This is a genomic window from Janthinobacterium sp. Bl 1 (assembly GCF_058215535.1).
In genome coordinates, this window is sequence record NZ_CM177086.1 from 1,944,025 (window position 1) to 1,963,088 (window position 19,064).

The 19,064-nt window shown below is 62.7% G+C and carries 17 protein-coding genes and 1 pseudogene; 9 read left to right on the forward strand and 9 right to left on the reverse strand.

All coding sequences use genetic code 11. The features are described from left to right. Window positions 1-54 precede the first annotated feature (54 nt). Window positions 55-3,714: a sensor domain-containing protein gene (locus tag AC4BCN_RS08765; protein WP_490493085.1), complete on the forward strand. Its 3,660-nt coding sequence runs from the start codon at window positions 55-57 to the stop codon at window positions 3,712-3,714. Between the two features lie 81 nt (window positions 3,715-3,795). Here the strand turns inward: AC4BCN_RS08765 and xth are convergent, their stop codons facing one another. Then, the gene (gene xth / locus AC4BCN_RS08770; RefSeq protein WP_490493086.1) at window positions 3,796-4,560 is read right to left on the reverse strand and encodes an exodeoxyribonuclease III; all 765 of its coding nucleotides are present in this window, start codon (window positions 4,558-4,560) and stop codon (window positions 3,796-3,798) included. 570 nt (window positions 4,561-5,130) lie between these two features. Here xth and AC4BCN_RS08775 point away from each other — a divergent pair. From AC4BCN_RS08775 to AC4BCN_RS08790, 4 genes are read left to right on the forward strand one after another with little or no spacing between them, the layout of a single operon-like run. Next, entirely contained in the window at window positions 5,131-5,502 is a 372-nt protein-coding gene (locus AC4BCN_RS08775) for a phiTE_015 family protein (protein ID WP_034751548.1), read from the forward strand. Between the two features lie 10 nt (window positions 5,503-5,512). After that, window positions 5,513-5,701: a DUF1653 domain-containing protein gene (locus AC4BCN_RS08780; protein WP_034751545.1), complete on the forward strand. Its 189-nt coding sequence runs from the start codon at window positions 5,513-5,515 to the stop codon at window positions 5,699-5,701. Window positions 5,702-5,734: 33 nt separating this feature from the next. Continuing rightward, on the forward strand, window positions 5,735-6,205 hold the full coding sequence (locus tag AC4BCN_RS08785; protein ID WP_034751542.1) for a CreA family protein: 471 nt from the start codon (window positions 5,735-5,737) through the stop codon (window positions 6,203-6,205). 11 nt (window positions 6,206-6,216) lie between these two features. Next, a complete protein-coding gene (locus AC4BCN_RS08790) occupies window positions 6,217-6,741 on the forward strand; it encodes a hypothetical protein (RefSeq protein ID WP_490493087.1) in 525 nt (174 codons plus the stop codon). Window positions 6,742-6,834: 93 nt separating this feature from the next. Here the strand turns inward: AC4BCN_RS08790 and AC4BCN_RS08795 are convergent, their stop codons facing one another. After that, the gene (locus AC4BCN_RS08795) at window positions 6,835-8,328 is read right to left on the reverse strand and encodes a leucyl aminopeptidase (RefSeq protein ID WP_072454512.1); all 1,494 of its coding nucleotides are present in this window, start codon (window positions 8,326-8,328) and stop codon (window positions 6,835-6,837) included. Between the two features lie 67 nt (window positions 8,329-8,395). On the opposite strand from AC4BCN_RS08795, the gene lptF reads away from it, so the two are divergent. The 4 genes from lptF to AC4BCN_RS08815 are packed head-to-tail and all read left to right on the forward strand — an operon-like array spanning window position 8,396 to window position 12,079. Beyond that, window positions 8,396-9,541, forward strand: a complete 1,146-nt coding sequence (lptF, locus tag AC4BCN_RS08800; RefSeq protein ID WP_128140144.1) for an LPS export ABC transporter permease LptF — start codon at window positions 8,396-8,398, stop codon at window positions 9,539-9,541. Further along, entirely contained in the window at window positions 9,538-10,707 is a 1,170-nt protein-coding gene (lptG, locus tag AC4BCN_RS08805; RefSeq protein ID WP_128140143.1) for an LPS export ABC transporter permease LptG, read from the forward strand. The genes lptF and lptG overlap by 4 nt, the downstream gene beginning before the upstream one ends. Continuing rightward, window positions 10,707-11,114 carry a sirohydrochlorin chelatase gene (locus AC4BCN_RS08810; protein ID WP_490493088.1) on the forward strand — a complete coding sequence of 136 codons (408 nt, stop codon included), beginning with the start codon at window positions 10,707-10,709 and terminating at the stop codon, window positions 11,112-11,114. The genes lptG and AC4BCN_RS08810 overlap by 1 nt, the downstream gene beginning before the upstream one ends. Further along, a complete protein-coding gene (locus AC4BCN_RS08815; protein WP_139092715.1) occupies window positions 11,111-12,079 on the forward strand; it encodes a Stealth CR1 domain-containing protein in 969 nt (322 codons plus the stop codon). The genes AC4BCN_RS08810 and AC4BCN_RS08815 overlap by 4 nt, the downstream gene beginning before the upstream one ends. On the opposite strand, the gene AC4BCN_RS08820 is transcribed toward AC4BCN_RS08815, so the two are convergent. The 7 genes and pseudogenes from AC4BCN_RS08820 to AC4BCN_RS08850 form a co-directional block, all read right to left on the reverse strand. Next, a complete protein-coding gene (locus AC4BCN_RS08820; RefSeq protein WP_490493089.1) occupies window positions 12,076-12,726 on the reverse strand; it encodes a hypothetical protein in 651 nt (216 codons plus the stop codon). The two genes, AC4BCN_RS08815 and AC4BCN_RS08820, sit on opposite strands and share 4 nt — an antisense overlap. A gap of 245 nt (window positions 12,727-12,971) precedes the next feature. Beyond that, entirely contained in the window at window positions 12,972-13,736 is a 765-nt protein-coding gene (cobA, locus tag AC4BCN_RS08825) for a uroporphyrinogen-III C-methyltransferase (protein ID WP_490493090.1), read from the reverse strand. A 28-nt stretch (window positions 13,737-13,764) separates the two neighbouring features. After that, entirely contained in the window at window positions 13,765-15,081 is a 1,317-nt protein-coding gene (locus AC4BCN_RS08830) for a sulfate adenylyltransferase subunit 1 (RefSeq protein ID WP_485881912.1), read from the reverse strand. Continuing rightward, a pseudogene (cysD, locus tag AC4BCN_RS08835) lies at window positions 15,081-15,998 on the reverse strand (sulfate adenylyltransferase subunit CysD); the annotation flags it as partial. The pseudogene cysD and the gene AC4BCN_RS08830, both read right to left, overlap by 1 nt. A 33-nt stretch (window positions 15,999-16,031) precedes the next feature. Further along, the gene (locus AC4BCN_RS08840; protein ID WP_128140136.1) at window positions 16,032-16,748 is read right to left on the reverse strand and encodes a phosphoadenylyl-sulfate reductase; all 717 of its coding nucleotides are present in this window, start codon (window positions 16,746-16,748) and stop codon (window positions 16,032-16,034) included. Between the two features lie 11 nt (window positions 16,749-16,759). Continuing rightward, entirely contained in the window at window positions 16,760-17,320 is a 561-nt protein-coding gene (locus AC4BCN_RS08845) for a DUF934 domain-containing protein (RefSeq protein WP_034782220.1), read from the reverse strand. Further along, on the reverse strand, window positions 17,313-19,001 hold the full coding sequence (locus AC4BCN_RS08850; RefSeq protein ID WP_128140135.1) for a nitrite/sulfite reductase: 1,689 nt from the start codon (window positions 18,999-19,001) through the stop codon (window positions 17,313-17,315). Before AC4BCN_RS08850 ends, AC4BCN_RS08845 begins: the two co-directional genes overlap by 8 nt. Window positions 19,002-19,064: the final 63 nt, after the last annotated feature.

Genomic DNA, 19,064 nt, shown 5'->3' on the forward strand with positions numbered 1-19,064 from the left:
AGAATTTTTGCCCAGGCACATGTTTATCTCGTCCTTAACCGTCCCATGGTGTCCATGAACCGCGTACCGACCAGTCCCGATTTCATCGCCGATGCCTTGCAGTTGATCGCCTTGCCGGCTTGCGCCTGCGATGCCTGCGGCATGGTGGTGGCGGCGAATGGCGCCTTGAACGCCTTGCTGGGCACGGATATAGCGGGCCGGCTGCTGGCCGACTGCTTTACGGACGCCTACCGCGCATCGAGCACCAGCATGCTGCGCGGCGCGCTTGGTGCGGCCGGGCGCGAGCGGCAGTGGGACAGCAGCCTGCAAGGGGTATCGGGCGCCATCGCCGTGCAGGTCTGGTCGAGGCCGCTGCTGGTGGACGACGGCTTGCCGGGCGCGACCCTCGTGTTTGCCGACATCCGCGTGCAGCAGCGCGACCAGCAAGCCTTGCGCAAGACCATGCTGGAGCAGCAGGCCATCCTGGAAAGCGCGGCCGTCGGCATCATCTTTTCCAAGGGCGGCTTCATCGAGGAGTGCAATATCCGTGCTGCCGAGATGCTCGGCTATGCGCGCCATCAGCTGACGGGCATGCCGGGCGCGGTGCTGTACCGCTCCGCCGAGCATTGCCGGGCCCTGGGGCTGGAAGCGGCGCCGCTGCTCTCGAAGGGCAAGCCATACCGCACGGAGCTGGAATTGCGGCGCCAGGATGGCAGCTTGTTCTGGAGCCGTTTGCACGGGCGCGCCGTCGATCCCCTCAATACGCATGACGGCACGGTCTGGATCATCGAAGATATCAGCGACCACCGGCGCGATGAAGACCAGCTGCGCCGCGCCATGCTGGAAATGCAGGCCGTGATGGACAACGCGCCGCTGGCCATCGGCTTCCAGCGCGACAAGGGCGTGCTGCGCTACAACCGGCGCTTCGCCGAATGCTTTGGCTTCGATGGCGACAGCGGCGTGGGCCTGGCCGTCGCCGACCTGTATCCGTCGCGCGCGGCGTACGAGAGCGTCGTGCGGCAGGCCGCTCCCCTGCTGCGGCGCGGCCTGCCGTTCCAGGGTGAGATGGAGATGCGCCGCCGCGATGGCTCCACGTTCTGGGCGCTGGCCTATGGCTATGTGCTGAACCCGGAAAACCAGTCCGACCGCGCGCTGCGCGACACGATCTGGCTGTTCGATGACCGCAGCGCGCAGAAGGCGGCCGAGGAGGCGACGCGCCAGCTGATGCTCGAGCAGCAGGCCATCCTCGACAACGCCTCCGTCGGCATCCTGTTTTCGCGTTCGCGCCTGATCCTGCGCTGCAATCCCCGCTTCGCCGAAATGTTCGGCTACACGCAGGACGAGATGATCGGCCTGCCCGCCGCCGAGCTGTTTCCCTCGCCCGCCGCCTACGAGGCATTTGGCGTGCAGGCCACGCCGTTGCTGGGACAGGGCTTGCCGTACGAGCAGGATGAATCGCTGTTCCGCCGCCGCGACGGTAGCCTGTTCTGGTGCCGCATCCGCGCCAAGGCCGTCGACCAGACGCACAGCGAGCAAGGCGCCATCTGGATCCTCGAAGACATCACGGCCAGCCGCCAGGCGCAGATGGAAGTGGCGGCCATCATGACGAATGCCTCGGTCAGCATCCTGTACACCAAGAACCGCCAGATCACGCGCTACAACCTGGGCTTTGCCGCGATGTTCGGCTACAGCGGCGACGAGGCGCTGGGCCTGCCCGGGCGCGCGCTGTACGTGTCGCAGCAATCGTACGATTTATTGGGTGCGGCCGCGTTTCCCTTCCTGTCCGTCGGCAAGCCGTTCCAGACGGAAGTGGAGATGATGCGCCGCGACGGCAGCACGCTGTGGGCGCAGCTGATCGCCTATGTCGTCAATCCGGACGACCCGGCCGCCGGTACCATCTGGATCATCGAGGACCGCACGGAAGCCAAGCGCGCGGAAGAATCCCTGCGCAACGCGCTGCTGGAAAACCAGGCCATCCTCGACAGCGCCGTGCTGGGCATCTCGGTGATAGAGGGCGGCTACAATTTGCGCGCCAACAGCAAGATGGAAGAGCTGTTCGGCTATGGGCCTGGCGAGATCAACGGCCTGTCCGTGCGGGCCCTGTATCCGGACGTGGCCGCGTGGAAGGTGGCGCGCGGCGAGACGGCGCGCGATTTTGAGGCGGGCAGGGTCCACATGTCGGAATACCAGCTGGTGCGCAAGGATGGCAGCCGTTTCTGGGCGCGCCTGTCGGGCCGGCCGTTCGACCTGGCGCATGCGCATGGCCGTTCCGTGTGGCTGGTCGACGACGTGACGGCGCGCCGCGAGGCGGCCGAGGCGGTGCGCCGCGCGCGCGACGAACTGGAACTGCGCGTGCAGGAACGCACGGCCGAACTGGCCGGCGCCAACCTGCTGCTGCAGGGCGAGATCGCCGAGCGGCGCCAGGCCGAGGCGCGCGTGCATCACATGGCCTACCACGATAACCTGACGGGCTTGCCGAACCGCGCGCTGCTGTCGGACCGGCTGGAACGGGCCATGCTGGCCTCGCAGCGCTCGGGGCGCAAGCTGGCCGTGATGTTCATCGACCTCGATCGCTTCAAGACGATCAACGATTCGCTCGGCCACATGACGGGCGATTTGCTGCTCAAGGAAGTGGCCGCCCGGCTGTGCGGCGCCGTGCGCGCCAGCGACACGGTGGCGCGCCTCGGCGGCGATGAGTTCGTCGTGCTGGTGCCGGGCATCCGCGGCGGCGACGAAGCGGCGCGCGTGGCCGAGAAAATCATCGAGGCGCTCACGCCCGCCTTTCCGCTCGACGGCCATGTGCTGCACGTGACGCCATCGATCGGCATCTGCGTGTATCCGGACGATGGCGGCGACGTCGACGCCCTGATGCGCCATGCCGATGCGGCCATGTATCACGCCAAGGGCAATGGCCGCAACAACTACCAGTTCTTCACGCAGACGATGAACCAGGCGGCGGCCCTGCATTTTGATCTGGAAAGCAGCTTGCGCACGGCGCTGGCGCTGCAGCAGTTCGAGCTGGTTTACCAGCCCGTCATCGATATCGCCACGCGCCGCCTGCACGGCATGGAAGTGCTGCTGCGCTGGCGCCGTCCCGGCCACGGCCTGGTGCTGCCGGACCGTTTCATTCCCATCATGGAGGAAAACGGCTTGATCGTGCCGGTGGGCGAGTGGGTGATGCGCCAGGCGTGCGAGCAAAGCATGGCCTGGCAGCGCATGGGCTTGCAGCCCGTGCCGCTGGCGGTGAATCTGTCGCCGCGCCAGTTCATGCACAAGGGCCTGGTGGCGGCGATTGGCGCCGTGGTGCGGGAAACGGGCATCGATCCGTCGCTGCTGGAATTCGAGATCACCGAGACGGCGCTGATGCAGCACGGCGAGCATACGCTGGAGATTCTGCGGCAGATCAATGGCATGGGCCTGCGCCTGTCGATCGACGATTTTGGCACTGGCTATTCCAGCCTCGCTTACCTGAAGCGCTTCCCCGTGAAGAAGGTCAAGATCGACCGCGCCTTCATCAAGGACCTCGAGCACAGCGCGGAAGACCGCGCCATCGTGGCGGCCATCATCGCGCTGGCCGACAGCCTGCAATTGTCGGCCGTGGCCGAAGGCGTGGAAACGGAAGAACAGTTCGCGCTGCTGCAGGCGAACGGCTGCCGCTATGCGCAGGGCTATCTGTTTTCCGCGCCGGTACCGGCAGCGAATGCGCAATCGCTGCTGGAGCGTCTTCCTGCTTAGTCGATCGTCGCGATGACGGGTGCATGATCGGACGGCTGTTCCCACTTGCAAGTGGCACGCGGTCGTGGATGCCCGTCTCCGTTAGTCGATCGTCGCGATGACGGGTGCATGATCGGACGGCTGTTCCCACTTGCGTGGCACGCGGTCGATCACGCAAGCCTTGCAGCGGCCGGCCAGGGCGGGCGAGAGCAGGATGTGGTCGATGCGCAGGCCCTTGTTCAGGCGGAAGCCCAGCTGGCGGTAATCCCACCAGCTGAACGATTTGTCCGCCTGCTCGAACAGGCGGAAGGCGTCCGTCAGGCCGATGTCGAACAGGCGCTGCAGGGCGGTGCGTTCCTTGTCCGAGACCAGTACCTGGCCGGCCCAGGCGACGGGATCGTGCACGTCGCGGTCGTCGGGCGCGATATTGTAGTCGCCGACGACGGCCAGCTGCGGGTGCTGCAGCGCTTCTTCGGCCAGCCAGTCGTGCAGGGCGGACAGCCAGCCCAGCTTGTATTCGTATTTGTCCGAGTCGACGCTCTGGCCGTTCGGCACGTAGGCGCAGACGACGCGCACGCCGCCAATGGTGGCGGCCAGGATGCGCTGCTGCGCATCTTCATAGCGGGGGTTGTTCTTGATCACGTCGGTGATCGGCAGCTTCGACAAGATGGCCACGCCGTTGTAGGTTTTCTGGCCGCTGAAGACCACCTGATAGCCGGCCGCCTCGATCTCTGCGACGGGGAACTTGTCATCCGTGAGCTTGGTCTCTTGCAGGCACAGTATGTCGACCGGGTTGTCGGCCAGCCATTGCAGCACTTGCGGCAGGCGCACTTTGAGCGAGTTGACGTTCCAGGTGGCGAGTTTCATGGGAAAAATCCTTGCTTGAATAGGTGGCGATAGGCGCGAATCTTACCGCATGCGTGTCGATGGCGTCCTGTCGCGCTTGCCGGGCATAAGCTTTATTTACTGGCAGGAAAAAAGGGGTGCCAATAAAGTATTTGTATTTAACCAATCGTGGCGCATGAATATTATGTTTTTGTGTATCATTGATCAACCCCTATGTTTGATTTGGCATAAGTGGCTGGCGCGGCAGGCTGCGTACCGCCATTTAGCGCGACAAAGGTGTAAAGTTTCTCGCTAAAACGCGATAAAAACTACTAAAATGGCACAATGTAACAACTGTGTCATACGGCTTTGTTACAGCCCAGTTAAGAACCGAACAGGAAGCAGTTGTAATTAGTTGTAATTGCTATTCCGATTACATGACCACTGTGCCGGGGATGGAGTGTCAATTCCATCCCGGGCGCCGCCAGACTTGTTATATAAATTGCAGTACTGTATCTATGAGACTGTTTTGCGACATCAATAGATGGTACTATTTTGAAATGTTGCAGTTTTAATAGTGAGACTTGCGCGTAGCATTTGCAAAGGAAGAAAATGCGAACTGCATTTGAAGCGTGGGCGCAGCGTGACGGCCACATTGTGCGGCGAAGAGAAGACAAACCGGATGAGTACCTGATTTTCGAGACCCAGCGCCGCTGGGTTATCTGGCAGGCAGCTCTGACGCATGGCAAGACGGCTGCCAAGCCGCGCGTGAGCGCGGCCGAAAAGGCGGCGAAAGCCCAGCGCGCGCTGGAAATGTCCTCCGATGAAGCGACCGTGCGCAACAAGGTGCTCAATGAAGTGCTCGATGCCTTCAGTGGCGCCGATGGCGCGGCCGGCATGGAAGGCATACTGAAAGTGATCCAGGGCCTGAAGCAGAAGCAGAAGGCGCTGGCCGACGACAAGAGCGAAGATTCAACGGCTTGAGGGGACGGCGATGCGTTATCGGCACTACAAGGGCGGCATTTACGAACTGGTGTGCGAAGCCACGCTGGAAGCGGATCTGACGCCGATGATCGTCTATCGCGCCGAGGACGGTTCCATCTGGACCCGGCCGAAAGACGTGTTTTTTCAACTGATCGAAGTCGAAGGCGTCATGGTCCAGCGTTTCGCTCCCATCAACTGATGGCCGCCTGCGTGCGTGCCCGGAGTTTTCTTCATGCGTAAATTGCTGCCTGCCGCTTTGGTGCTGGGCTTTGCCTGCGCCGCGGCGCATGCCGAAACCATCGGTTCGGTCGACACGGTGTTCAAGCTGATCGGCCCTGACCACAAGATCGTCGTCGAAGCGTATGACGATCCGCGCGTCGCCGGCGTCAGCTGCTATCTGTCGCGCGCCAAGACCGGGGGGCTGAAGGGTGCCGTCGGCCTGGCCGAAGACAAGGCCGATGCGTCCGTGGCTTGCCGCCAGGTGGGGCCGCTGCAATTCAAAGGCAAGCTGCCGCGCCAGGAAGAAGTGTTTACCGAGCGTGCCTCGATCTTCTTCAAGCACGTGCGCGTCGTGCGCATGGTCGACAGCAAGCGCAATGCGCTTGTCTACCTCGTGTATTCCGACCGCCTGATCGAGGGCAGTCCGAAAAACAGCGTCACCGCCGTCGCCGTGCCCGGCGACCAGCCGATTCCCGTCCGTTAAGCGAGCTACCCATGCGCGTCCCATCGTCTGCAGCCCTTGCCGCCAGGACGCTGCTGCTGTTTGGCCTGGGCGGCTGCGCCACCCTGACGGGCAACACCGAGCAGATGGTGCTGGTGCAAACCATCCAGGACAACCGCGAGCTGACCGGTGCCGGCTGCATCCTCAGCAATGACGTGGGCAAGTGGTTCGTCACCACACCCGGACGCATCACCATCCGCAAGAGCCAGGAACCGTTGAAGGTTGATTGTCGCAAGCATGGCTCTCCCGCCATCGCGACGGACGACCATATCGATCCCAAGCTCAATGGCAGCGTCTGGGGCAATGTCATCCTGACCCTGGGCGTCGGCTATTTCGTCGACCGCAACACGGGCGCCGGCTTCGACTACCCGTCGATTCTGACCATCGTCATGCAAGACCCCGCGCGTTTGGCGCCGCCGCCCGCGCCGATTGCCATGCAGCCGCCGGCCGCCGTGCCGGAAAAGGTGGTGCAGCCGAAGGTGGCGCCATCGCCGTTGCCCAATCCCGTCGTCTACTGATTAATACACACGAAAAAAAGCCGCCAGGGTCAGTGACCATGGCGGCTGCTTCGCGACGCCGGTAGCGCAGGGCGCTGCCGGCAAGGCGTCAACTTAGACCCGGTTGATCAGGAACGTCGTCAAGAGTGGTACTGGACGGCCGGTCGCGCCTTTTGCACCGCCCGATTTCCATGCCGTGCCGGCGATGTCCAGATGTGCCCAGGTGTACTTCTTGGTGAAGTTTTCCAGGAAGGCCGCTGCCGTCACCGAACCGCCGCCTGGCGTGCCGATGTTGGCCAGGTCGGCGAAGTTCGACTTCAGCTGCTCGTTGTACGCCTCTTCGATCGGCATGCGCCATGCCGTGTCGCTCGACTGCTTGCCCGCTGCCAGCAGTTCATTGGCCAGCTGGTCATGCGCCGCATCGCTGCGCGTAAACAGGCCGCTGTTGTGGTGGCCCAGGGCCACGACGCAAGCGCCCGTCAGGGTGGCGATATCGACGACGGCTGCCGGCTTGAAGCGTTCGGCGTAGGTCAGCGCGTCGCACAGCACCAGGCGGCCTTCGGCATCCGTGTTCAGCACTTCGATGGTCAGGCCGTTCATGGAGGTGACGATGTCGCCCGGCTTGGTGGCGCGGCCCGATGGCATGTTTTCGCACGCGGCGATGACGCCGATGACGTTCAGCTTCAGGTTCATTTCGCCGATGGCGCGGAAGGTGCCCAGCACCGAAGCGGCGCCGCACATGTCGTACTTCATTTCATCCATGCCGGGACCGGCCTTGATCGAAATGCCGCCCGTGTCGAAGGTGATGCCCTTGCCGACCAGGACGACCGGCGCATCCTTGGCCTTGCCGCCCATGTGCTTCAGGACGATGAATTTCGGCGGCTGCTCGCTGCCGTTGGTGACGGACAGGAAGCTGCCCATCTTCAGCGCTTCGAGCTGTTTGCGGTCCAGTACTTCGACTTCGAACTTGTAATCCTTGGCCAGCTGCTTGGCCGTGTTGGCCAGGTAGGTCGGGTTGGCGATGTTCGCAGGCAGGTCGCCCAGGTTGCGCGTCAGGTCGGAACCGTTGGCGATGGCGATGGCTTGCGCCAGCGCGCCGCGTGTGGCTGCTGTCGCTGGCGCTGCCAGGACGATCTTGCGCACGCCTGCCGGCGCCGGATCTTTTTTGCTTTTTTGCGAGTCGCAGCGGTATTCGCTGTCGTGGGCGGCTTGCACCACGCAACGGATTGCCCAATTTACGTCGCGCTCTTTCACTTCAGCCAGCGGTAGTGCGATAATGGCGTCCGCAGCGCCCAGCGAGCCGAAGGCCTTCAGTGCGGCTTGTACGCCGGTTGTGAAGCTTTTTTCGCTGACAGTGTCATCGCTGCCCATGCCTACCAACAGAACACGTTCGGCGGCGACGCCATCGACTGCGCGCAGCAGCAAGGTGCTGCCAGGCTTGCCGCTGATGTCGCCGGACTTCAGCGCAGCGGAAATCGCACCTTTGCTGTCCAGCGATTTTGCCGCTGGCGACAGTTTTTTGTTTTCGAATACCGCAACCGCGATGCATCCGCTTTTGGCCGTGCCGAGGGTGCTCTTGGTATCGAATGCTTTTATGCTAAAGTCCATTTGGTTCTCCGTTTTCATTTACTAGTAACGTGTTACTCAACTAACTGATCCGAATTATAAACTCCGAATGATCTTTCAACGCGCCCTTCGACGTGAATTGGCTAGTGCCGCCGGGGCCACCTTCACAGTTTTGTTCAGCATCCTGCTCACCTGGATGCTGATTGGTATTCTCGGCAAGGCGGCGGGCGGCAAGATCGCGTCGTCCGACGTCATGTCGCTGATGGTTTTTTCCGCCCTGATGCAGCTGCCCACCATCATCATCCTCACCGGATTCATTTCGGTGCTGATGGTCGTCACGCGCAGCTACAAGGAGTCGGAGATGGTCGTGTGGTTCGCCTCCGGCCTGAGCCTGTCTCGCTGGATCTGGCCCGTGCTCAGTTTCGGCTTGCCGCTGGTGCTGGCCACGGGCGTCCTGAGCCTGTACGCCACGCCGTGGGCGCAAAAGAAAAGCGATGAATATGTGGCGCGCTTTGAAAAGCGCGAAGACCTGCAGAAAGTCACGCCGGGCCAGTTCCGCGAATCGGCCGGCAGCAACCGCATCTTCTTCGTCGAGGGCGTCAGCGGCGAAAAGAACGTGGTGCAGAACGTCTTCGTCAATACCGTTGATGAAAAAGGCAGCGCCGTCGTCGTCGTCGCCAAGGAAGGCGTGATCAATACCGACGCCAAGGGCGAACGCTTCCTCGTGCTCAAGAGCGGCCGCCGCTACCAGGGCGTGCCGACGCAGGCGGACTTCCAGACCATGGAATTCGAACAGTACATCATGCGCATCGAGAGCAAGCAGCAGGAGATGGGCGCGGACCTGGGCGTGCGCGCGATGAGCACCATGGCGCTGGTCGAGGCGAACAACCAGTTCACCATGGCCGAATTGCTGTGGCGGGTCAGCGCGCCCCTGATCGGCCTGATGCTGATCCTGCTGGCCATTCCGCTGGGCTTTGTCAATCCGCGCGCCGGCAGTTCGGCCAATCTGATTATCGCGCTGCTGATTTTCTTTACGTACAGCAACCTGATCAAGGTCATCGAAGCGAGCGTGAAGCAGGGCCGCCTGACCTTCGGCCTGGCCTGGTGGCCGCTGCACCTGCTGGCGGCGCTGGCCGTGGTGCTGCTGTTTGCGTGGCGCCTGAATGTGAACCACCGCTATCATCCGCTGGTCCTGCTGGCGGCTTTCAAGCGCGCGCGCCGCGCCGGCAATACAAGTAAAGCGGTACCGAAATGAAGATTTTACAGCGCTATTTTGCGGTCTCGATATTCCAGGCGGTGCTGTTTGTGCTGCTGGCCTTTTTGGCACTGCAAGCCTTCATCGACCTGACGGGCGAGCTGCCCAAGGTGGGTCGCAACGGCTACACCATCCAGTATGCCTTCCTGTATGTGCTGGTGCTGGTGCCGGGGCACGTGTACGAGGTGATGCCGATTGCGGCGCTGATCGGCACCATCTACACGATGGCGCAGTTTGCCGCCAGTTCCGAATTCACCATCATGCGCGCATCGAGCATGTCGACGGCGATGGCGGCCGGTTTCCTGTTCCGCATCGGTATCGTCTTCGTCGTCATCACCTTTATCTTCGGCGAGTTGATCACGCCACGCACGGAACCGCTGGCCGAACGCCTCAAGCTGACCTCGCGCGGCGCGGCCGTGTCGAGCGAGTTTCGCTCGGGCCTGTGGACCAAGGACATGGTCAAGAGCGATGGCTTGACGGGCACCGTCACCGGCTCGCGCTTTTTCAATGTGGGCGAAGCGCGTCCGGACGGCCAGCTGAAAAACGTCAAGCTGTACGAATTCGACACCGATATGCGCTTGCGCACCCTGACCGTGGCCAAGGGGGCGACGTACCAGGGCAATAATATCTGGCGCCTGACCGATGTGACGGAAACCTCGTTCTCGAACAGCGCGGCCACGTCGCCCGGCTTCGAGCCGAAGCTGGAGAATTACTATGGGCAGGAAACGAGCTTGGTGCGCACGGTGCAAAGCGCCAGCAAGGACATGATGTCGGAAGTGACGCCGAAGATCCTGACGGTGTCGGCGTCTGATCCCGAGCGTATGTCGGCCAGCGAACTGGCCGTGTACACGCGCCACCTGGCCGAGAACAAGCAGGAAACCGAACGTTTCCGCATCGCCTTCTGGAAAAAGCTGATCGATCCGCTGGCCATTTTCGTGCTGATGGCGCTGGCGCTGCCGTTCGCTTACATGCATACGCGCAGCGGCGGCATCAGCCTGAAGATCTTCATCGGCATCATGATCGGCGTGAGCTTCATGCTGGTCAATACCCTGTTCTCGCATCTTGGGCTGCTCAGCACCTGGCCGGCCTTCCTGACGGCGGTGGCGCCGAGTGCCCTGTATCTGCTGCTGGCGCTGGGCGCCCTGTGGTGGGTGGAGCGGCACTGATGGAGACGAACGTGAAACAGGCACTGATCTTGTTTGCCCATGGCGCGCGCGCCGCATCGTGGGCCGCGCCCTTCGAGCGCCTGCGCGACCTGACCCAGGCGCGCATGCCAGGCAGCAGCGTGCACCTGGCCTTCCTGGAACTGATGACGCCACGCCTGCCCGAACTGGTGGCGACTCTGCTGGCCGAGCTGCCCGCCGGCGCCATCCTGGACGTCACCGTGGTGCCCGTGTTCCTGGGACAGGGCGGGCATGTGCTGCGCGACTTGCCGCTGCTGCTGGAAGAACTGCGCCAGCAGCATCCGGCACTGCGCCTGAAGGTGGTCGAGGCGGTGGGCGAGAACGCCAGCGTGCTGGCCGCCATCGCCGATTACTGCGTGGCGGCGCCAGGCTCCAGCCTTCTGCCTTGAGCGGTATCGACATCGTCTACCTGTGGGTAGACGGCGCCGATCCCGCCTGGCGTGCGCGCCGGCAGCGCGCCTATGCCGCCTGGGCGCAGGCGCATCCGGGCCAGCTGGCCCTGCACGGCAACGTGGCGGGGCGCTACCGCGACAACGGCGAACTGCGCTACAACCTGCGCGCGCTCGAGCGCTTCTTCCCCGGTCACGGCCATATCTACCTGCTGACGGACCGGCAAGTGCCGGCCTGGCTGTGCGTCTCACCGCGCCTGACGGTGATCGACCATGCGAGCCTGATGCCCGGTGCATCCTTGCCCGTGTTCGACTCCGGCCATATCGAATCGTATCTGCACCATATTCCGGGCCTGTCCGAACGCTTCCTGTACCTGAACGACGACGTATTTTTCGGCGCGCCGTTCGAGCCCGCGTTCTGGTTCGGGGAGGAAGGGGACCGGCGTTTGAGTGTTTTCACGGAGAGCGCGCCGCACGATGATCTGCAGGACTTGCGCGCCGACGTGGCGGCGCCAGTCAACTGCGCTACGCTGTCGCGGCAATGGCTGTCGGCGCAATATGCAGAATACCTGCATGAACCGCGCCTGTATGCGCATGCGCCGCGGCCCATGCTGAAAAGCGCGCTGCATGCACTGGAAGGGCTGGCGCCGGCCATGTTTGCCGGGGTGCGCGCGACGGTGTTCCGCTCGTGGCAGGTGCCGGCATTGCTGCCCGATCTGGTGCCGCGCTGGATGGTGCATCAGGGATTCGCGCGCTCGCGCATGCTCGACCCGCTGTATATCGCCAGCGGCGATGTGGCGGCGCCGCAGCAGCTTGAGGAGCTGACGGCGCGTTTCGGCAGCTTGCCGTTTTTCTGTATCAACGACACCTGCGACGAGGGTGACGACGACGACCCGCGCCTGCTGCGCGTGGCCGCTACCTTGCAGCGGCTGCTGCCGCTGCCATCTTCATTTGAAGGCGGTTAAGCCGATTTCTTCTTCGGCGCCAGGCTGATGCGGGCGGCGGCCGTGCTGTCGGACAGCGAAGCGAGGAACAGCAGCAGATAGGCGCCCAGTTCGAAGACTTCCTCGCCCAGCAGCGCGTAGGCATCGGGCATGCCATGGAAGACCTTCTTGTCGAAGGGCCAGCCGGCGGCCATCAGCAAGCCGCCGATGGCCGTCAGGATGGTGATGCGCATGCTGAAAATCAGGCCCGCATGGGCAAACACCTTGCGCGCGCGCGGCGCGAAGAAGATCAGCAAGCGTATCAGGATCAGCAATTCCACCACGCGCAGGGCTTTTTCCAGCTGCGCCCAGAAGGGCGCCGTGCCGAACTGGTCGATATCGAGTTCGCGCAGCAGGAAGCCGAACAGCAGCGCGCACAGGCCCGCATGCATGAGGAAGCGCAAGGACTGGCGGTCACTCTCTTGCCAGGCGCGCACGCCGTGCACGGTGCAAGCGAGAGCCAGGAACAGCGCCTGCAGCCATTCCAGCAAATGGTTTTCGTCGTCGATATTCGGGAACACCGTCCACAGGGCGATGGAGGCGAGCATGCTTAGCAGCACAGCGCTGGCGACGCCGACATTGCTGCGGCTGAGCGAAGTCATGGCTTCGCGCATGGAGGTGAAATTCATGTGTGGTCGTAAGGCTAAAGTTGCGCGGCGCGGTATTGCAGCCTGCGGGCGCAGCTTTTTTCGGGGAGATTGCCAGGGCTCCCGTCAGCCGGGAGGCCGCATGGCAAGCGCTATGGCGGGGCGAAGCGTGAATTTATTGCTATCACGCAACAACTTCTCGAGAAAAGATGCGTGAGCATCGTATCATGTTTCCTCTGAAGATGTCGGTTACTGACTTTAAAGTCGGTAAAATACGCTGTGTTTAATCAAGCATGGCGCGCCAGCATGGCGGCCGTTTCTTCGATGGCCTGGTGCGTGCGCGCGGCCATGGCGTCGCCCAGCATCACCAGCACGGGGCCGTGGTTGTCGCCCAGGCCATGCGCCAGCGCGCTCAGCGTCAGGCGCACGATACGCTGGTCCGGGCGGCTGCAGTTTTCAATCACCACCACCGGTGTGTCGGCACGGCGGCCCTGGGCCAGCAGGCGTTGGGCCGTGGCGATGGCTTCGCGGCCGCCCATGTATTGCACGAGGGTGTCGCAGTCGGGAATGCGCGTCTGGTCCGGTTCGCCCGGTGCCGTGCTGGACGTGAAAAAGGCCACGCTGCGCGACACGCCCCGTTTGGTCAGCGGCTGCTGTGTAGCGGCCGCGGCCGCCAGGGCCGTGGTAATGCCGGGCACGACTTCGACGGCGATGCCTGCTTCTTCCAGCGCGCGCAATTCCTCGTCGGCACGGCCGAACAGCATGGGGTCGCCCCCTTTCAGGCGCACGACGACGGCGTGCTTGCGCGCATTGTCGACCAGTTGCTTGTTGATGAACGCTTGCGCCGTCGACAACTGGCCGCAGCGCTTGCCGACCAGAATTTTTTGCGCTTGCGGGCACAGCTCCAGCATCTCCTCGGTCACCAGTGCGTCGTGCAGCACGACGTCCGCTTGCGCCAGCAGGCGCGCGCCGCGCAAGGTCATCAGGTCTTGCGCGCCGGGACCGGCGCCGATCAGATAGACCTTGCCGGGGAGAGATGGGGAGCTGTTCATGTGGCTGCCTTTCTGGGTCGAGACGGGCTTACAGCCGGACCATGCCCGCCGCGACGGTCTGGTGGGTGACTTCATCGATCAGGATGAAGGCGCCGGTGGCGCGGATATCGGCATACGCGTCGGCCGCCAGCGCCTGCTGCACGTTCAGGCTGATGCGGGCGATGTCGTTGAGCTTCAAGCCTTCGGCCGGATGGCGCTGCTGCGTATTGATGTCGAGGATCGATTCGATCGCCGTCACCTTGGCCGCCGTCTGCCTGGTGCCGTGCTTGATCCAGTACTTGCGGCGCAAGTCCAGCGCGTCTTCCGACAGCCAGCACACGTCGGCTACCACTTGTTTCAGCAGGGTGGCAGGGCGCTCGCTGCTCGCCAGCAAGTCGCCGCGCGAGATATCGAGGTATTCATTGAGCAGCAGGGTCACGGACTGGCCCACCACTGCGGTGCTCAGCGAACCGTCCAGGGTGACGATATCCTTGACGGTTGCCGTCTGGCCCGATGGCTGCACCACGAGGGTGTCGCCGATGCTGACCTTGCCCGCCTCGATGCGGCCCATGTAGCCTCGGAAGTCGTTTGCTTCGTGGCCGTTGTGGCGCGCCACCAGCTGCACCGGGAAGCGGAAGGGCGTGTCGTGCGATTCGTCGTAGACGGACAGCGATTCGAGCAGCTCGATCAAAGTCGGGCCCGTGTACCAGCCCAGCTTGTCGCCGCGCTCGACGACGTTGTCGCCGGTGAGTGCCGACAGCGGGATCGGCGTGATGTCCTTCAAGCCCAGCGACTGGGCGAATTCGCGGTAGGCGGCCACGATGCGGTTGTATACCGTTTCATCGTAGTCGACGAGATCCATCTTGTTGACGGCCACGACCACGTGCTCGATCTGCAGCAAGTGGGCAATCGTCGAGTGGCGCTTGGTCTGGATCAGCAATTCCACGCTGCCGTCGTCGCCCAGCTTCACTTTCGACACGTCGATCAGGATGATGACGGCGTCGGCGGTGGAAGCGCCCGTGACCATGTTGCGCGTGTATTGCTCGTGGCCAGGCGTGTCGGCGATGATGAACTTGCGTTTCGGCGTGGCAAAGTAGCGGTATGCCACGTCGATGGTGATGCCTTGCTCGCGTTCCGCTTCCAGGCCGTCCGTCAGCAAGGACAGGTCGACCGTGTCGCCCACCGTGCGCTTGTGCTTGGAGCGCGACATGGCGTCGAGCTGGTCGGCAAAGATGCCCTTGCTGTCGAACAGCAAACGGCCGATCAGCGTGCTCTTGCCGTCATCGACGGAACCGGCCGTGATGAAGCGCAGCATGCCGCGCTCCAGGCTGTCGGTGAGGTTGGTGTTCTGGATTGCTGCGTTCATTAGAAATACCCTGCTTTCTTGCGTTTTTCCATCGAGGCTTCGGAAGTCTGGTCATCCATGCGGGTGGCGCCCCGCTCCGTGATTTGCGTGATTGCCGTCTCGGCGATGATGGCATTGACCGTCGCCGCGTCGGACGATACGGGGCAGGTGCACGAGATATCGCCCACCGTGCGGAAGCGCACGACTTGCGTTTCGACCGTTTCGCCCTCGCGCGGCGGCGTCAGATCCGTCAGCGGCACCAGCAAGCCATTACGCGGGATCACCTGGCGCTCGTGCGCGAAGTAGATCGGCGGCAATTCGAGTTGCTCGCGGGCGATGTATTGCCACACGTCCAGTTCGGTCCAGTTGGAGATCGGGAAGACGCGCATGTTTTCACCGGGATGCACGCGGGTGTTATACAGGTCCCACAATTCCGGACGCTGGGCTTTCGGGTCCCAGGCGCCGAATTCGTCGCGGAACGAAAAGATGCGTTCCTTGGCGCGGGCCTTTTCTTCGTCGCGGCGGGCGCCGCCGATGCAAGCGTCAAAACCGTGTTCGGCGATGGTTTCCAGCAAGGTCACGGCCTGGGCCGCGTTACGTGAATCCGTGGCCGGGTTGCGCAGACGCACGGTGCCGCGCTTGATCGAGTCTTCCACGGAGCCGACGATCAGGCGTTCGCCCAGTTCCGCCACTTTCTTGTCACGGAATGTGATGACTTCCGGGAAGTTGTGGCCCGTGTCGATATGCACGAGGGGGAATGGAAACTTGCCTGGGCGGAAGGCTTTCTCGGCCAAACGCAGCAGGACGACGGAATCCTTGCCGCCGGAAAACAGCAGCGCAGGGTTGGCCGATTCGGCTGCCACTTCGCGCATGATGTGGATGGCTTCCGATTCAAGGCTGTCGAGGTGACGCTGGTTCAAAATATTGCTCATATGGGTGCTTTCTTGTTCTGCTGAGTCTGTTGTGTCTGTTCAGGCTGCCACGGATTTGATGCGTATCAGTTTGCCGTCCACCATGTGCAGGCCGCATTCCTTGGAGTCGGGGTTTTCCCACCACCAGCGTCCGGCGCGCACATCTTCGCCGGGCTGCACGGCGCGCGTGCACGGTTCGCAGCCGATCGACGGGTAACCCTGGTCGTGCAGCGCGTTGTACGGCACGTCGTTGGCGCGGATGTAGGCCCACACGTCTTCTTCCGACCAGTCCGCCAGCGGATTGAATTTCGTCATCGCGTGCGCCGCGTCGTCTTCCTGCACGAGCAATTCGGCGCGCGTGGTGGACTGCGCGCGGCGCTGTCCCGTGACCCAGGCCTTGTTGCCGGCCAGGGCGCGGCCCAGCGGCTCGACCTTGCGGATGCGGCAGCATTCGCGGCGCATCTCGACGCTGTTGTAGAACGCGTTCAGACCGTTCTGTTCCACGTAAGCGGCCACGGCTTCCGGCTGCGGGCGGTACAAGGTGATGTCGTGGTCGTAGCGGGTTTTCACCTTGTCGAGCACGGCCAGGGTTTCCTGGTGCAAGCGGCCTGTTTCCAGGGAAAAGATGCCGATGGGCAGTTTCGCCTTGAGTATCATGTCGGTCAGCACCATGTCTTCGGCTGCCAGGCTGGACGCGAACACGGCCGGCGAAAAACCCGCGGCGATACGTGTCAGCGTTTGCTCGGTGGCGTCAATCAAAGAAGTCAAATCGCTCATGATTGGCTCTCTCAGATGCCGGCCGCGTTGTCGAGGTCAGGATTCTGGCCTTCGCGCTGGTGGCGGCGGAACAGCGGCGATTTTTGATCCCACGACGCCTGGTAGGTTTCCGAGAAGACCGATAAACCTTTCAGGGCGTCATGGATGCTGCGGTCGGGGCGTGTCGCATACGCGTCGAAGCCGACCCGGTGCATGGAAAACAGCTGGTCGCGCAGCACGTCGCCAATTGCCCGCAATTCACCTTGGAAACCGAGGCGGGCGCGCAGGTTGAAGGCGATGGAATAGCCGCGGCCATCCGTGAATTTCGGGAAGTCCACGCCGATGACGGGCAGCTGCGCCACGTCGGCCGCCAGTTCTTCCGGGCGCTCGTCGCTGGCCAGCCATACGCCGATGTCGGGCAGGCGGGCGGCCAGGGTTTCGCGCTGGGCTTGCCATACGAGCAGCGGCACGATGACCTTGCCGGCTGGCACGACCACCGTTTCCGGCGTGTCGTTTTCATCGAGGCGCAGCAAGCCCCAGGTATTCGGCACCACGGCGGCGTTCTTGATGATTTCTTCGCGTACTTCAAACATATTCGTCTTCTCCCACCAGGTTGCCGACGGTGATCGGCGTTGCATATACGTGTTCCTTGAACGGCGCCAGGCCCAGGCGCTGGGCCGTGTCGACGAAGCGCTCGCCTTCGTGGCGGTCGCGCACGTAGACGTGCAGCAGGCGGCCGATGACTTCAGGCATTTGCAGGGAAGAGAACGATGGTCCGATGATCTTGCCGATGGCCGCGTTGTTGCCTTGCGCGCCGCCTATCGACACTTGATACCATTCGCTGCCATCCTTGTCGACGCCGAGGATGCCGATGCTGCCCACGTGATGGTGGCCGCAGGCATTGATGCAGCCGGAAATATTCAGTTCGATCTCGCCGATGTCGTGCTGGAAGTCGATGCTGTCGAAACGTTCCGCGATGGCGGCAGCGATCGGCAGCGACTTGGCGTTCGCCAGCGAGCAGAAATCGCCACCGGGGCAGCAGATCATGTCCGTCAGCAAACCGATGTTCGGCGTGGCCAGGCCGTGCGCCTTGGCTTCCTGCCACAGCGTGAACAGTTTCGATTGCTCGACGTCGGCCAGCACCAGGTTTTGCTCATGCGTCACGCGCAGTTCGCCAAAGCTGTAGCGGTCGGCCAGGTCGGCCACGAAGTCGATCTGCTCGGCCGTCGCGTCGCCGGGCGGCACGCCCGTTTTCTTCAGGGATAGCACGACGGCCACATAGCCGGGGCGCTGGTGCGGCTTGACGTTGCGCGCAAGCCAGTTCACATAGGCTTTGTTGTCCGCGTGCTCGGCTTTGTAGTCGAGTTCAGGCAAGGCCAGGTAAGCGGGCGGATTGAAGAAGTCCGCCACGCGCTGCATTTCTTCGGCCGTCAGGGTTTCGGGACCATCCTTCAAGTCGACCCACTCAGCTTCCACCTGGCGCGTGAATTCTTCCACGCCGATGGCTTTCAGCAAAATCTTGATGCGCGCCTTGTATTTGTTGTCGCGGCGGCCGTGCAAGTTGTACACGCGCATGATGGCCTGGATGTAGGTCAGCAAATGCTGCCATGGCAGGAAGTCGCGCACGACGCTGCCCAAAATCGGCGTGCGGCCCATGCCGCCGCCGGCCATCACCTTGAAGCCCACTTCGCCGGCTTCGTTGCGCACGGCCGTCAAGCCGATGTCGTGCACAGCGATGGCGGCGCGGTCTTCCTCGGCGCCATTGATGGCGACCTTGAATTTACGCGGCAAGGCGATGAACTCGGGGTGGAAGGTGCTCCACTGGCGCAATACTTCCGCGTACGGGCGCGGATCGATGATTTCATCGGCCGCGACGCCGGCGAACGGGTCCGATGTTGTATTACGGATACAGTTGCCGGACGTCTGGATCGCGTGCATTTCCACGGAAGCGAGGTCCGTCAGGATATCGGGAGTCTGCTCCAGTTCGATCCAGTTGAACTGGATGTTCTGGCGCGTCGTGAAGTGGCCGTAGCCGCGGTCGTACTTGCGCGCGATGTGCGCGAACATGCGCATCTGCTTGGCCGACAGCAAGCCGTACGGGACGGCGATGCGCAGCATGTAGGCGTGGCGTTGCATGTACAGGCCGTTTTGCAGGCGCAGCGGAATGAATTCCTCTTCCGTCAGTTCATTGGCGATACGGCGCGCAACCTGGTCTCGGTACTGGGCGATGCGTTCTTTGATGATGAGGTGGTCGTACTGATCGTAATGGTACATATCAATTCCTAAAAAAGCCGGGGTGCTGGAAGATTGCCTGGGATTATGTTCTTGATACTGCTC